The sequence below is a fragment of the Microcoleus sp. AT8-B5 genome, assembly GCF_036705565.1.
In the GTDB taxonomy this organism is placed as follows: domain Bacteria; phylum Cyanobacteriota; class Cyanobacteriia; order Cyanobacteriales; family Microcoleaceae; genus Microcoleus.
Genome location: NZ_JAUBUY010000001.1, coordinates 78332 through 93540 on the forward strand (window position 1 = coordinate 78332; position 15209 = coordinate 93540).

Annotated in this window: 9 protein-coding genes; 3 read left to right on the forward strand and 6 right to left on the reverse strand. The window is 45.4% G+C overall.

The features are described 5' to 3' along the window. Positions 1 to 35: 35 nt before the first annotated feature. From QUB39_RS00385 to ftsH3, 3 genes are all read right to left on the reverse strand, one after another. Positions 36 to 674, reverse strand: coding sequence for a bifunctional 4-hydroxy-2-oxoglutarate aldolase/2-dehydro-3-deoxy-phosphogluconate aldolase (locus QUB39_RS00385; RefSeq protein WP_333209045.1), 639 nt, complete (start codon positions 672 to 674; stop codon positions 36 to 38). A 351-nt stretch (positions 675 to 1025) separates the two neighbouring features. Then, the gene (locus tag QUB39_RS00390; protein ID WP_333055413.1) at positions 1026 to 1205 is read right to left on the reverse strand and encodes a hypothetical protein; all 180 of its coding nucleotides are present in this window, start codon (positions 1203 to 1205) and stop codon (positions 1026 to 1028) included. A gap of 283 nt (positions 1206 to 1488) precedes the next feature. Next, complete coding sequence (gene ftsH3, locus QUB39_RS00395; protein WP_006633639.1) at positions 1489 to 3327, reverse strand: ATP-dependent zinc metalloprotease FtsH3; 1839 nt, start codon at positions 3325 to 3327, stop codon at positions 1489 to 1491. A gap of 502 nt (positions 3328 to 3829) precedes the next feature. Between ftsH3 and QUB39_RS00400 the strand changes: the two genes are divergently transcribed. After that, a complete protein-coding gene (locus tag QUB39_RS00400) occupies positions 3830 to 10579 on the forward strand; it encodes a glycosyltransferase (protein WP_333209047.1) in 6750 nt (2249 codons plus the stop codon). Between the two features lie 340 nt (positions 10580 to 10919). Beyond that, positions 10920 to 11486 (forward strand): DUF7638 domain-containing protein, encoded by a 567-nt coding sequence (locus QUB39_RS00405; RefSeq protein WP_333055411.1) that lies wholly within the window; start codon positions 10920 to 10922, stop codon positions 11484 to 11486. Here QUB39_RS00405 and QUB39_RS00410 read toward each other — a convergent pair. The 3 genes from QUB39_RS00410 to QUB39_RS00420 form a co-directional block, all read right to left on the reverse strand. Further along, positions 11478 to 11672 (reverse strand): hypothetical protein, encoded by a 195-nt coding sequence (locus QUB39_RS00410; RefSeq protein ID WP_333209049.1) that lies wholly within the window; start codon positions 11670 to 11672, stop codon positions 11478 to 11480. The two genes, QUB39_RS00405 and QUB39_RS00410, sit on opposite strands and share 9 nt — an antisense overlap. A 116-nt stretch (positions 11673 to 11788) precedes the next feature. Then, a complete protein-coding gene (locus QUB39_RS00415; protein WP_333055409.1) occupies positions 11789 to 12682 on the reverse strand; it encodes a CNNM domain-containing protein in 894 nt (297 codons plus the stop codon). Positions 12683 to 13051: 369 nt separating this feature from the next. After that, positions 13052 to 14137, reverse strand: a complete 1086-nt coding sequence (locus QUB39_RS00420; RefSeq protein WP_333055408.1) for a hypothetical protein — start codon at positions 14135 to 14137, stop codon at positions 13052 to 13054. Between the two features lie 111 nt (positions 14138 to 14248). Between QUB39_RS00420 and QUB39_RS00425 the strand changes: the two genes are divergently transcribed. Further along, positions 14249 to 15166, forward strand: a complete 918-nt coding sequence (locus QUB39_RS00425; protein WP_333055407.1) for a YihY/virulence factor BrkB family protein — start codon at positions 14249 to 14251, stop codon at positions 15164 to 15166. Positions 15167 to 15209 lie beyond the last annotated feature (43 nt).

Here is a 15209-nt window from a genome sequence, read left to right on the forward strand (position 1 = left end):
TTTTAGATTTGAAATGTTGGATTTGGAAACAGGGCTTAACAAGTTGTTAAGTTTTGGGAGAGAGTTTGGGCAATTTGGACGATCGCCCGCCAATCGCTATTTTCCACTAAGTGTTTAGGAAATAAGTCTCCGGCTAAACCAACGGCGATCGCCCCGGCGTCAATAAATACTTTCGCATTTTCCAGCGTCACCCCGCCAGTGGGAATTAAAGGAATGTTTCCCAGGGGGCCTTGCAGGCTTTTCAGGTAAGCCGCGCCTCCCAAAGCCGATATCGGAAACACTTTAACGCAGGTAGCGCCTGCTTGCCACGCGGTTACAATTTCCGTGGGAGAAAAAGCACCGGGGACGATCGGCACTCCGGCGTCAACGGCTGTTTTAATCATAGCTAAATCGGTGTGCGGAGTAAACAGAAATTGAGCGCCGCAGTCTATTGCTTGTTGCAACTCTTCTAAGTTTAATAAAGTGCCGGTTCCAATACTAAAAGTAGGGAATTCGGAGCGGAGTTCGGCAATTAATTCAGCAGATTTGTGGGTATTCCAAGTAATTTCAATAAACTGGATTCCTCCTGCTGCTACCGATGATGCCATCTGCCGAGCGAGTTCTTTTTCGGAGGAACGGATGACTGCGATCGCCCGGTGTTTTTTTAGTAGTGTCAACCAAGATTGATCATTCATACAATTTTAGATTTTAGATTTTAGATTTTAGATTTGGGAAGGCTCCCAAATTGTAAACTCATATGATTGTGACTCGCATCTAATTTTAATACAGGTTGCTAACTTCGATATATGGCAATTTACAATATGTGCGGCGTTCAATTTTTAACGGACAATCTAGGCAACAAAACCGCTGCAATTGTTGACCTCAAAAATCACAGAGATTTTTGAGCTGACGTGCTGGCTGAATGCGGCGAACCGACAGATTTTCAGTTTTTATATCAATTCCTGTTGTATCGGAATGATGAAACCACAGAGGACACAGAGGATACAGAGAAAGGGAAGAGAGAGATGAATAATACGGATTTGATATTAGTTGAGTCTCAAGGCTAAAAAGTCGTGGTGCTGCTTGACTTCCAGTACCCAGACGATATCTGGGAGGATGTTGAGGACTGTGTGATTATTGAATCTAGAAAAGATGAACCAAGATTTCTCTGGGAAGAATTTAAGCGCTAGCTGCTGGAAAAAGGTATGCTGAATGTCTGATATCATGTCCGATCGATTGACCGTAATATCCCGGCCGGGCGGGTTTTTGAGATTGTCAATTATTGGCCGATATTATTGGTGAACCCGCCCCTACCTGATTTCGGGCGAAGCGACCGGACATAATATCATTCTTTAGATTTAATCTAAAATCCAAAATTTAAAATCTAAAATCGATCGATCGCACTCATAAAAAAATCGGGGCGATTCCAGACAATCCCAGAATCACCCCAATTATTGATTTCAAACTTTAGATTTAATCTAAAATCCAAAATCCACAATCCAAAATTGATTAGGCGATCGTCGCCATTTTCACATCGCTATTAGCTAACAAATTTTGCAATTCATCCGCATCCACAGTTTCCTTTTCAACTAGCATATCTGCCAAAGCATTAAGGACGTGGCGGTTGCCGACGAGTACATCTTTAGCGCGACGGTAAGCTTGTTCTACCAACAAACGCACTTCATCGTCGATCGTGGCTGCGGTTTCTTCCGAGAAATCCCGTTCAGCCATGATATCGCGACCCATGAACATATTGCCTTGTTGGCGACCGAGAGCTACAGGGCCTAGGCGATCGCTCATTCCGAAGCGAGTCACCATTTGCCGCGCTACTCTTGCCACTTGCTGCAAGTCGTTCGACGCCCCAGTCGTTACTTCTTCCTCGCCGAAGACAATTTCTTCAGCAATGCGGCCGCCCAAAGCTACCGCCATTTGATTTTGCAAGTAAGAACGAGAATACAAGCCAGAATCCATCCGATCTTCGCTGGGTGTGAACCAAGTCAAACCGCCAGCGCGACCGCGGGGGATAATGCTAATTTTCTGCACGGGGTCATAATCGGGCATCAGCGCACCGACTAAAGCGTGACCGGCTTCGTGGTAAGCTACCAAAGTTTTGCGCTTTTCGCTCATCACGCGGTCTTTCTTTTCTGGGCCAGCGAGCACGCGGTCGATCGCGTCGTTGACTTCATCCATCGAGACTTCGGTCAAGTTGCGGCGGGCGGCTAAAATTGCTGCTTCGTTGAGTAGGTTGGACAAATCCGCACCGGTGAAACCGGGTGTCCGGCGGGCGATTTTTTCCAAGTCCACGTCTTTCGACAAAGTTTTGCCGCGGGCGTGAACGTTGAGAATTTCTAGGCGGCCTCCGAAGTCGGGGCGATCGACCACAACTTGGCGATCGAAGCGACCCGGACGCAGCAGCGCCGCATCGAGCACGTCGGGGCGGTTCGTAGCAGCAATCAAAATGATGCCAGTATTGCCCTCAAAGCCGTCCATTTCGGTCAGCAACTGGTTCAGGGTTTGTTCCCGTTCGTCGTTACCACCGCCCAAACCAGCGCCCCGCTGGCGGCCTACGGCGTCAATTTCATCGATGAATACGATACAAGGAGCGTTCGATTTAGCTTGTTCAAACAAGTCGCGGACGCGGGAAGCACCGACACCCACGAACATTTCCACAAATTCTGAACCGGAAATCGAGAAGAAGGGAACGCCTGCTTCTCCAGCCACTGCTTTTGCGAGCAGGGTTTTGCCTGTTCCGGGAGGGCCCACTAGCAGCACGCCTTTAGGAATTTTTGCTCCGACTGCGGTGAAGCGGTCTGCATTTTTCAGGAAGTCCACGACTTCTGCGAGCTCTAGCTTGGCTTGTTCGATGCCGGCCACGTCGCCGAAAGTCACCTGAGTTTGCGGCTCCATTTGGACTCTAGCTTTGGATTTGCCGAAGTTCATGGCTTGGTTGCCGGGCCCGTTTTGGGCGCGCCGCACCAGGAAAAACAGTCCGACCAAAAGCAGGATCGGGAAGAACAGGCTGCTGAGGGCTTTTACCCAGAAGCCTTCGTCGCTTTGGGGCAGAACTGAAATATCTACGTTATTTTTGGTCAGGATGTTGATCAGTTCGGGGTCGTTGGGCAGGTTAACGAGTACCTTGTTGCCGTCCTGGGCTGTGACCAGGGCTTTGCTGCGATCGGAACTGATATTTATTTTGTCTACTCTCTTGCCTTCGACTTCCTGAATGAATTGACTGTACTTCCAAACTTCCCTACTTGGGGGCTGTTTGTCAAAAAATGCCGTTGCTAAGGCAATGACTACAATAGCCAGCAGTGCGTACAGGCCAGCGTTTCTCCAGCGTTTATTCACCGAGGTCGATCCTCCTAATTTTTAGTCCCTGTGATTTGGGATTTTTTATTTATGTTCATCAATCTTAACGTAATTGTAACTTGTTTTTGTGTGGTGAGGAATCCCGGCCATGCTGCGGCGGTCTCAGGTGAGGTCGTGGGAACGGAACAGCCCTGGGCGCTGTCTGGAGATGCGGCTGCTGTCCTCACGAGTTACCTATAGCATGAATTAAACTTTGTCAAGCCTTTAGTAGAAGTAATTTTTAGGGAGCTGACTCCTGATAAGATATCTGAGTCGGGGCTGCATTGGTGTAGGATGTTCCTGTTGATTCACAAGTTGTATGTATACATAACGGTAAACCCTTGAGGAACCGTCCGAAGAGTTCAATCGTCAGCATAAAAACAGTCTAGCCGATCGCACTGCAATCACTTAGGACTATTATAAACTTAGTTAAGTCTCATAAATATTCGGCATTCCAACACAGGCAGTTACTTGAATAAATTTGTAAGTTTAAATAATTAAAATGAAATGCAATATTTGTGATTTTCCAACCAACACCTTTGCTGCAGCTAGGGTACTAAAAAAATATAACGTCGAGTATTTTCAATGCTCAAATTGCGGCTTTGTTCAAACGGAAGAACCCTACTGGCTTGAGGAGGCTTATTCAGAAGCCATAGCTAGCAGCGACGTGGGAATGTTATCGAGAAGCACGATGTTCTCAAACGCCGCCAATAATATTATTTTTAATTTATTTAATCACCAGGCTAAATTTTTAGATTATGGAGGTGGCTACGGTGTATTTGTTCGGATGATGAGAGATTTAGGATTTGATTTTTATTGGCACGACAAATATTGTAAAAATATATTCTCTCAAGGATTTGAGGCAGACGAAAACAGCAGCTACAGCTACGAATTAGTGACAGCTTTTGAAGTATTTGAGCATTTTGTTAAGCCGCTGGAAGAGATCCAAAAAATCTTCAAATTTTCCCGCAATATTTTATTCAGTACCAAACTGCTGCCAGCCAACAATCCCAAGCCCAGCGAATGGTGGTACTATGCGCTAGATGAAGGTCAGCACATTTCTATTTATACCAGCAAGGCACTCTCGATAATTGCCGAAAAATTTAATTTAAACTTTTACTCTAACGGCGATTCTTTGCATATTTTTTCAGACAAGAAAATTCAGCCTCAACTTTTTCATAGCTTATCATCTTACAAAGAGCCGGAATTGAAAAAACCCTCATTACTCCAACAGGATTACGAGGAAGCCCTGAGAAAAATCGCAGACAGAGAGAACCGCAAATCAATGATAACTCCCGCAGCCATGCCTCCTACTAAAACAAGTAGAAAAATTGTGATAGACGGCGTATTTTTTCAGCTCAACAGCACGGGCATTGGTCGCGTCTGGAAATCGCTGCTAGAAAACTGGGCAGAAAATGGTTTTGCCAAACAAATTATAGTTCTTGACAGAGCGGGAACCGCCCCCAAAATTCCCGGCATTCAGTACCGGAATGTAGCTCGCTACGACTACAGCCAAACCGATGCTGACCGCCAAATGCTCCAACAAATCTGCGATGAAGAAAAAGCCGATTTATTTATTTCTACTTATTATACAACGCCTTTGTCAACGCGATCGGTCTTCATGGCTTATGACATGATCCCAGAGTTGATGGGGCAAAATATTGGTCATTCCGAGTGGAGAGAAAAGCATTGCGGTATCCGCCACGCCTCGGCCTACATCACCATTTCCGAAAATACAGCCCGCGATTTAGTAAAGGTTTTTCCGCAGATTTCTTCAAATTCGGTCGCTGTAGCGCACTGTGGCATTGATGCCAATTTTTCGCCATCCGATAGAGAAGAAATTTCAGGCTTTAAGTCAAAATACAGCATTACCAAGCCCTATTTTCTTTTGGTAGGCGAAAGGGTAGGCTGGCATGGTTACAAGAACGGAATATTATTCTTCAAAGCCTTTTCTCAACTTGCCAACAAGTTTGACTTTGATATAGTCTGTGCAGGTGGCAAACCTGCATTAGAACCAGAGTTGAAATTGTACTGTTCTGGGAATACTGTCCACACGCTGCAACTAAGCGACAGCGAACTGAGAGCTGCTTATTCTGGTGCTTCAGTGTTAGTTTATCCGTCGAAATATGAAGGCTTTGGGTTGCCAGTCCTTGAGGCAATGGCTTGCGGTTGTCCAGTCATCACCTGTCCAAACGGTTCGATTCCTGAAGTAGCAGGAAAAGCAGCGGTTTATGTAAATGGAGATGATGTTATTGGGCTTGTCAATGCTTTGCGGGAAATACAGAATCCCGGTGTCCGCAACTCATTAATTGCGGCGGGTTTAGAGCAAGCTAAGAAGTTTTCCTGGTCGAAAATGGCTGCAATTGTTAGTTCAGCTTTGGTTCAAGTAGCCGATCGCGCACATTCGGAGAATGCTTCCGTTCAACAGCAAACTGATGCAGCTTTGCAGAGGGAATTCGGGAATGGTGAGAACTCCCAGCCTGTCCCGTCCGCTTTTAAAGTATCTGCGATCGTTTCTACTTACAATTCCGAAAAATTTATCCGCGGCTGCTTGCAGGACTTGGTAGAGCAAACGCTGTACAAACAAGGCCAACTCGAAATCATAGTAATTGACAGCGGTTCCCAAGAAAACGAACAGTCTGTTGTGCGGGAATTTCAAGCGAAATATCCGAATATTGTGTACGATCGCACTTCTGACCGCGAAACATTATATGCAGCCTGGAATCGAGGCATTAAGATGTCGCGCGGAGCTTACATAACTAATGCTAACACCGATGACAGACACCGCCCCGATGCCCTAGAATTCATGGCGAAATACTTGGATGAAAATTCCCCAGTAAGTCTGGTTTATGCTGACCAATTAATCACCAACACAGCGAACGATACTTTTGCAAAAACCCAAGCAGAAAAGCGTTGGAATTGGCCAGCCTTTGACTACAGCGAACTCGAACGGCGCTGCATTATTGGTTCCCAACCGATGTGGAGAAAATCGCTGCACGAAAAATACGGCTATTTCCGAACCGAATTTACGGCTGCTGGCGATTACGAATTTTGGCTGCGGATTGGCAAAAGCGAAAATATTGTCCACTTGCCCGAAATTCTCGGTTTGTACTATAAAAATCAACAAGGTTTGGAACATGGATCGCAATTATCCCAGCAAGAAGCTTACCAAATATGGGATGAATACGGCATCCGCCAACGAGGGATCCTACATATTTCTTCGGTTCCTGTCTCGGTTTTTGCCTCGGAACTGAATGCGTTACCTTATCGCACACCCCCACAGCCACTTATCAGCGTAATTATCCCGTGCTACAATCACGCGAAATATGTCAGAGAAGCTGTTGAAAGTGTTGTCAGTCAGACTTATCAAAACTGGGAGTGCATAATTGTCAATGACGGCAGCACGGATGATACCAGCAACTTCGCAAATTATTTAATTCAACTGTATCCTCAAACATCGATTCGCCTCATAGATAAACCCAACACGGGGCCCGCTGATTCGAGAAATGTTGGCGTTCAGCAGTCGTCAGGAAAGTTTATTTTATTCCTAGATGCTGACGATCGAATTCATCCGAATTTTCTAGAGGAGTGCTTGGAAATTTTATTAGCAAAACCGCAGGTGGGTTTTGTCTATACAGATATGCAGCACTTCGGAGCCAACTGTGATTTAGTTATCCACGGTGATTTCGATCCCAATAGGTTTTTGAGAGACAATCAAGCTCCCGTTAGTTCTTTATTTAGAAAGGGAATTTTCGAGGAAGTAGGCGGGTTAAAAAAAGTGATGAAGCTGGGATGTGAAGACTGGGAATTTTGGGTGTCGGCCTATGAAAAAGGCTGGTTAGGGTATCGATTACCTAAGCCTTATCTCTATTATAGGCAGCACGGTGACGGCTCTAGCCGAACCCAAAAAATGGCTAGCGTTCGCGCAAAATTATACTTAATGAGAGCCCTCATTATTCACCTGCACTCTCAACTTTACCAACCCGAAGAAGTCCGTTGGTCAGAGGAAATTTTGCAGCAACATAGCTACTTAATAGCTGATGAATTAGTTCCCGAAAACAAAATAGCGCAACTTTTAAATTCGCTATCTCAATACTTGGGAGAGTATCAAAAAGACCAGTCTAACCCAGTAAGCCTCGCTAACATCAGCCAATGTCGTACGCAACTTACCAATTATTGGCTGAATCTGCCCCCCGCTCAACTGGTAAATGCCTATGCTGGCGATGCAGGTAAGGCACATCAGATACTCCTGAAGAGCGACATTAAAGATGAACCGCTAACCCACGCAGAACAGAGTTTTGTTAATGAAGTAGCTGCAAATATTGCCAAAGGATTTAATGAGCCAAAAGCCATCAATTACCTGCTAGCAGCGATGCTTTACCGACGTGCAGATCAATTGCAGATTAAGTACGAGCGCGCTCAAATTCCCAACTGGTTTGCCAATGACTATCTCAAATTTATGTTTGGCAGTCCCAACCTGTTTCAAACAGTTGGAGAAGCAGACAACTACTATGAATTTATGCAAAGATGGGTGAATTACATTCATAGCAATATATTCACCAATCCCGATTCGCAACTTTGGCAAAATATTGCCTTATTTTTCTCGCAAGTTGCGAACTTTATCCCGGTGTATTTTGCCACGGCAAACCTGCGCGATATTTACACCAAACGGGCGGAAATTATTGAGTTTTCGCTAAAAAATCGCGGCAGTTCAATTGATTGTATCTTCCCGGCGCGATCGCCAAATCGGACAAAAATCCGCCTCGGCATCATCAACGACCATTTCACGCCCCAAACCGAAACCTTCGCTACCATCCCGGTTTTCGAGCATTTAAACCGCAACCAGTTCGAGATATACCTGTACGCGCTCAACACCAGCGGCCACCAATTAGAACAATACTGTCAAAGTCGCGCCGACAAACTGGTTGCACTCCCGAAAGACTTTGCATCGCAAGTCAAAACAATCCGCGCCGACGACTTAGATATCCTGTTTTTCGGTACTAATTTAACAGCTATTAACAAACCGCTGACTTCACTAGCAATCCACCGTTTAGCGCGGGTACAAACTACATCTTTCTGTTCCCCGACAACCACCGGAATCCGGCACATGGATTACTACATCGCAGGTCAATTTACCGCGCCCGATGCTAGTTATCAAGAACAATATCGCGAACAGTTGGCTGTTCTCCAAGGCAGCGGTTTTTGTTTCAAATACGCAACAGAGTCGGAAGTAGCTACAGTCAAACCTACCCGCCAAAGTCTCGGAATTTCAGACAATACAACCGTTTTTATCTCCGGCGCCAACTTCTACAAAATTCTGCCTGAATTGAGGGAGAGTTGGGTAAAGATTCTAGCTGCTGTACCAGATTCCATCTTGATTTTATATCCCTTCGGGCCGGCTTGGACTCGCACCTATCCGGCAACACCTTTTGTCAACAATCTGAACGCTGTCTGCGCTAAATACGGCGTCAATAACAACCGCTTGCGGTTCGTAAAACAACTGCCTAGTCGCGCGGATGTGAAAGAATTTTTGCAGCTAGCAGATGTTTATCTCGATTCCTATCCTTATGCTGGGGCAACATCGTTAATTGATCCTTTGCAAGTAGGATTGCCGGCGGTGGTTGTGGAAGGAAATGCTTTGCGGTTCCGCCAAGGTTCGGCGATGCTGCGGGAACTGCAAATGCCTGATTTAATTGCTTATGACGAAGCATCTTACATTCAGCTAGCCGTTACCCTCGGCACTAACCCGCAATTGCGGCAGCAAAAACGGCAGGAAATTCAGCAGAAAATGCAAGCTAATCCGGCTTGTTTTGACAGTGTTGCATACTCTGGGGCGATCGGCAAATTATTCCAAGAACTCTTTGGCAACTGGCAAACCAGCCACCTGGAAGCATCGCGCAACTTACAGGATAGCATTCCCAAGCAGCCAGCTTTGGACGAGATTCTCTCGAACACCGTCAACCTTTATCAGAGAAACTCCTCAAACATCTCAGCAATATCCGAATTGCGTCAAATCCGCAAACAAATCGCTGATTTTTGGCTGAACCTTCCCACCGAAAACCTCGAAGCAGCCTACAAAAGCGCTTCAGGTAAGAGCTATCAAATCCTGCTAAAGAGCGATTTTCAACGTCAAGCGATGATCGAAAGCGAGCAAATATTTTTGCAGCAATTAACCCAGATTAGCAAAGGATTAGTGCATCCCAAAGCTGTCAATGCCTTGCTTGCCGCGATGCTGTATTTCCCGCCGGGAACCATGCGAATTCCCGACGCTCGCAACCGTTTGCCGCACTGGTTAATTGGGGATTACGAACAAGTTTTTGAGATGGAAGCCACCGTCAAGTCTGAGTCCACTTCTGACTTGCTCGCTCAATATATTCAATCCCCGCAATTTGCGAATCAACTGTTAGGATGCGTCAATCTTTACCGCATCGATCCGTCTGACGAATCGGTTGTTTTGGAACTCCGCCAAATCAGAAAACAAATGGCAGATTTTTGGCTGACTGTTCCTTCAGAGAAACTCGAAACTTTTTACCGAGGAGAAGTTCGCAAGGGATATCAAGCAATACTCGGATGTGGCTTGCAAGCAGAATCAATGAGTGAAGCCGAACAAAAATTTTTGCAGAGATTGACTGAAATTAGTAAAGGGTTGGTGCAGCCTCAAGCTATCAATGCTCTGCTGGGGGCGATGCTGTATTTTGTTCCGGGTAAAATGCGGGTTCCCGATGCTCGCACCCGCTTGCCGCAGTGGTTGCTTGAAGATTACGAAAAGGTGTTTGAGAGCGCATTTGCGACAACCGAACAAACAGTTGTCAAACAAGATTATATGCCGCAGTTTCTCAATCAATTAACTGCTGCCGTCAATCTTTATGAAATCGACCCGACGGCTGAATTGGTAATAGCAGATTTGCGGCAGATTCGCAAGCAAATTGCCGATTTGTGGCTGAGCGTTTCCGGCGAACAAGTAGAAGTTTTGTACCGGAGCGATTTTGGCAAGGGTTACAAAGCAATGTTGGGCAGCGGGTTTATTAACGAGCCATTGAATGAGAGCGATCGCGAGTTTTTTAAATCGTTGGTTGTTGAGTTGAGTAAAGGGTTTGGAGCGCCTAAAGCTGTGAATAATTTGTTGGCGGCGATGCTGTATTGTCGCCCTGGACAGTTGCGGGTTCAGGATGCGAATACTTGTTTGCCTCCGTGGTTGTTGGCGGATTACGAGCAGTTGGTTGGGGGTGCGGTGAAGGTGGCTGTGGGGTAAACGAAGGCGGAGTAGGCGATATCTGTAGGGAAACGGCACTGCCCATTAGTGTCAACTTAAGCTTTTAGTCCGCCAGTTCTCCCGCTCACCCGGCAGTCCGCCAGGGAATGAATTCCCTGTCTAATAGCGAAAGTCCTCTGAAAGAGGACTGAGAAGAAGAATTCTTAACTCATTAGTCCTCTTTGAGAGGACTTTCGCTTTGAGGCAGGGGTTTCAACCCTTGCCGGACTATGGGTTTTACCTTAAGTTGACACCCCTTGGGCACGGCGCCGTGTCCGTAAGAGGAGACGGCAGTGCCGTTTCCCTACTGGAATACGCTTGATTGTTAAGGGCAAAAGAAATGCTTCAATTATATAGAAACGGTGAAAATGGAGAAATAATTCGGGGTAAAGGGTTGTCGGCCTTTATACACAACGGCGACTACTACCAAACCATCATCCGAGTTTTTGAAGACGGTATGATCGATTGTTGGGAATGGGTTAACTTTGAGGAATTCAAAACCAAAGTTGCCGAGGGATGGGTTGTTACCCAAGTTCCCAAGGGTGCGAGGATAAGCTGTCACCATCTCTACTACGGAAATTCGACTTTAGAGTTTTATTATATAGAGATTGATGAGTTTGTAAAAGAAGTAGAAGATACCATCGCTCAGCTTCAGGGAAAGCAAACAGTTGCAGATACTTGTGTTCAAGCCTTTGCTAAATTCCTAACATTCCCAACAAAAGAAAATAAAAGTAGCTTGCGAGAAGCTTACAATGCTATTCCAAAACATCTGAGAATTTATGTTCTTGGCGATATGGATTGTAAAGATTCCGCTATCATAACCTGTGTCAAAGATACAGAAGTTTCCCAGGAAATACTAAAAAGCGTCTATAGGCGCTATGAATATATCTGGAAAAGGTTAAATTAAGCCAATATCTGAATCCTCAGTATTGTCCCAAACTCTATCTAGTGATGTTTGACTCGCTTGAAGCCAAAACTCAGCTTCTTCATCAGGTAAAACTGTTACTAATACTTTTGCCCCTTCGGGTAATTCGGATAACTCCAGCAGTTCAATTTTCCCTTGTCGAACAGTAGCCCAAAGTGTTTTTAGCATATCCACCTCCTAAACTGTGCTTTATGCAATTTGCAGATTTCTGGTACATTGTCGCACTGAGCGACTAATTACAACCTCACACATAGAGCGAGGAAGTATTTAAGCCTGATTTAGGATCAATTTAACACAAGTTCTGGCTGCTGAGTCTCAAACAAAGGGCGAGTTACCTGACGCACTAGCACTGTTTCTAAACTGCCTTCTACTACATTTGCTGCTTCTATTTCTAACTCGCCCCACAATAGCCGATCGCCTTGATTGGGCATTTTACCTAAATTGTGGATCACGAATCCGGCGATTGTTTGGTAAGCTTGGTTAGTTGGCAGGTTTAACCCTAGTTTTTCGTTAACTGCTGTCACTTCCCATAGGCCAGAAATGAGTGCCGAATGAGCATCTTTTTGAACGAAAGTTGCCTGGGAAGATGACACCAGCGGTTGAGACTCTTTACTGGTAATCCAACCAGTCAGCAGCCACACGGTACCGTTGAGAATTACTAGCAGCGGCCACAGTAATTTTGAGCAGAGTTCGAGGGCCGGCATCAGCAGCAAAGCGGTACGTTCTGGGGCGTGGGTTGCTAATACTTTGGGGATTAGTTCTCCTAAGACTATTTCTACGTAAGTTACTAAGATAAAAGCTACGGGAACTGCGATCGAATGAGCAGTCAGCACGGCAGAAAAATGACCGATCGGCAATTTGTCGATCCACGGTTCAATCCAGTGTACAGTCGCTCCCTCACCCAACCAACCCAACAGCAAACTCCCTGCTGTTGTGCCAGTTTGAGTCACAGACAGGTAATGCGGTATGTTGTTTTGAGCTTGGTGGACGAGTTGGGCGGTTTTGGCGGTTGGGCGATCGTGCAAGTGGGCGAGTTGGCGGATTTGATGGCGATCGGCTGATACTAATGCTAGTTCTGACGCCACAAAAAAGGCGATTAAAAGTGTTAAGCCCACCAACATTGCTAAACTCAGCATTGTTTGGGCTACTTCTATTTCCAGGCAAGTAAGGTTGTTCAAGATAGATATCTAATATGATAGATGTTTTATGTTCATGCTTTTATTTTAGCTTGGGACTCAGATAGGTTTATCCCCCGACATTTCGGATATCCCCACTACCCATATTCCTAGGTGTGCATTGCACACCTTACCCGTAGAACTTGTGAACTCTTTCTCTTCTCTTCCTTCGCGCCCTTGGCGTCTTCGGGGTTCGTTTTAACTGAGATATTGCACCATTCTCAATTACTTTTTTAGGAACAGGCTTTTCGGCCTGTTCCACAAGAAAATTCATCTCTTGTGGAACAGGCTTTTCGGCCTGTTCTTGACAATGGTGCAAGATGCGAGTAAAAAAAAAGAATCTAATTCACAACACCGGAACTCATTGCAGTATCAACTCTCCCTTACTCCCCGGAGCGAGTTAATTTCCGTAAAAGTCTGCACCGGATCGGACTTCAACCCGCCTTGAATGTAATTCAACTTCACTTCTTCTAACAAATCCGACAGCAGCGACTGCAATTCCGCGAGAGTTTTCTCATCTTGCAATTCCCGCCGTAAACTTTGATTAAATTCTTGGCTGAAATTATCGAGAATTTTTCTACCTTTATCGTCTTCATAAGTAGTAGCTACCACATCCACCGCAGTTTGAGCTAAATAATTTGCTAGCTGTTCAGTCATCTCCGTCGGCAAAATATTAATCGGAGAGAAAGTTTGCAGGATTTGATAGAAATCAGACTGTTTGATTGTTGTTTCCAAATTGTGGTGCAGCAATTCTTCTAAATCCGGTTGCACCTGTGGCAAAACTTTGTAAATTGTCAGATCCAAAATCCGTTTGGTAATTTGTTCGATCGTATTTTCCTGATTGACGTGAAGGTACGGCTGCTGCGCCAGCAACATCTGCGCCACGTCGCCCTGTTTGATCGAACTTTTAGCTTGATTGATAAACCGCACCATCATGTATTCCGACATCGTATTGGCTAAATAAGCCACCGGTTCATAGGTAACTTGAGCAACTACGCGATCGAGATTCACCAAACCAGACTTGTGCAGCCGCACCAATACTGGCAGAATCCGCCACCCCTGCCAAATCGGCATCACCAGAAACACCTCGTACCAGCGCCTCAGCACAAAATCAAACCAAGTTACCCCCGGTTTACGGCGGGTGTGGAACAAACTTTTAATCAAAAATTCCGCCCCAAAAAAACCAATAAAAAACGTATCTATTCGCCAAAACTGGTCAGCACTTTTCAAATATTCGGGATTAGCTAAACTCGAATCAATGCCTTTAATCGGGTCATAAATTTTAACTAAACCCGGAAAATAGCTCTGATAAACAGGGCGCAACTGAAGGTAACTGAAATGAAAAAGCACCAGCAAAAAATTGACCACCCCTACTAATGCGCTAATTTTTGCCCAAGAAATTGCTTTTTTGGACAGTTTTACCTCGGTGTTGTTAACAGTTGTGTGGGAATCTGACATAAAAATAATCTTCCGAATTTGCTAATCGATAAATCTATCTTGTGGCTGAGGCTAAAAAACTCTTAACCTAGTATAATTCTTTATACTCTAAGTATAAGGAAACCAAATGCCGTGAAATTAAAAACAGTCATATCCCTGCTCAAAGAAACTTTTACTCAATGGCAAGAAGATAGAGCGCCAACCCTAGCAGCCGCCCTAGCCTATCACACAGTCTTCTCCCTGGCCCCGCTGCTAATTATCGTAATTGCGATCGCCGGTTTAGTCTTTGGTGCAGACGCAGCCCAAGGTCAAATCGTCGGTCAACTCCAAAGTTTAATCGGCAAAGATGGCGCCGAAACCATCCAAGAACTCATCCTCAAAGCCTCCGAACCAAAGTCGGGAATGATTGCTACTTTACTCGGTATCGCTACACTTTTGTGGGGGGCTTCCAATGTGTTTACTAATCTCAAAGAAGCCCTCAATACTATTTGGAATGTTTCACCGCCTCCCGGACGCGGGATCTGGGGATTTCTGCAAGACCGCGTATTGTCTTTTGCAATGATTTTAGGCATAGGCTTTCTACTGCTAGTATCTTTAGTCCTGAGCGCCGTTTTAGCGGCCGTCAGCTTTTGGTTGAACGGCTTGCTGCACTTACCAGTGGGTATTTGGCAGATTGTGGACTTTGCTCTCTCCTTTGGCGTAGTTACGCTGCTTTTTGCTTTAATTTACAAAGTTTTGCCCGATGTCCATCTTGCCTGGAATGATGTTTGGATCGGCGCCGCCATCACCTCAATGCTGTTTACGATCGGCAAATCCTTAATTGGAGTTTACCTAGGAGGTAGCGGTATTGCCTCTACCTACGGTGCTGCTGGCTCGTTCGTGATTATCTTACTTTGGATCAATTATTCAGCTCAGATTCTCTTCTTAGGTGCTGAGTTTACTCAAGTTTGGGCTAACCGCTACGGTTCCCTGATGCTGGCAAAACGCAAAAATTTGCTCAGCATTCAAGCTGAGGAATCCTCCGGGTCCAAACACCGACAGAATTCTTAATATTAGATACAAAAAATGCGATCGCTCACTTTTGAGTCAGCCG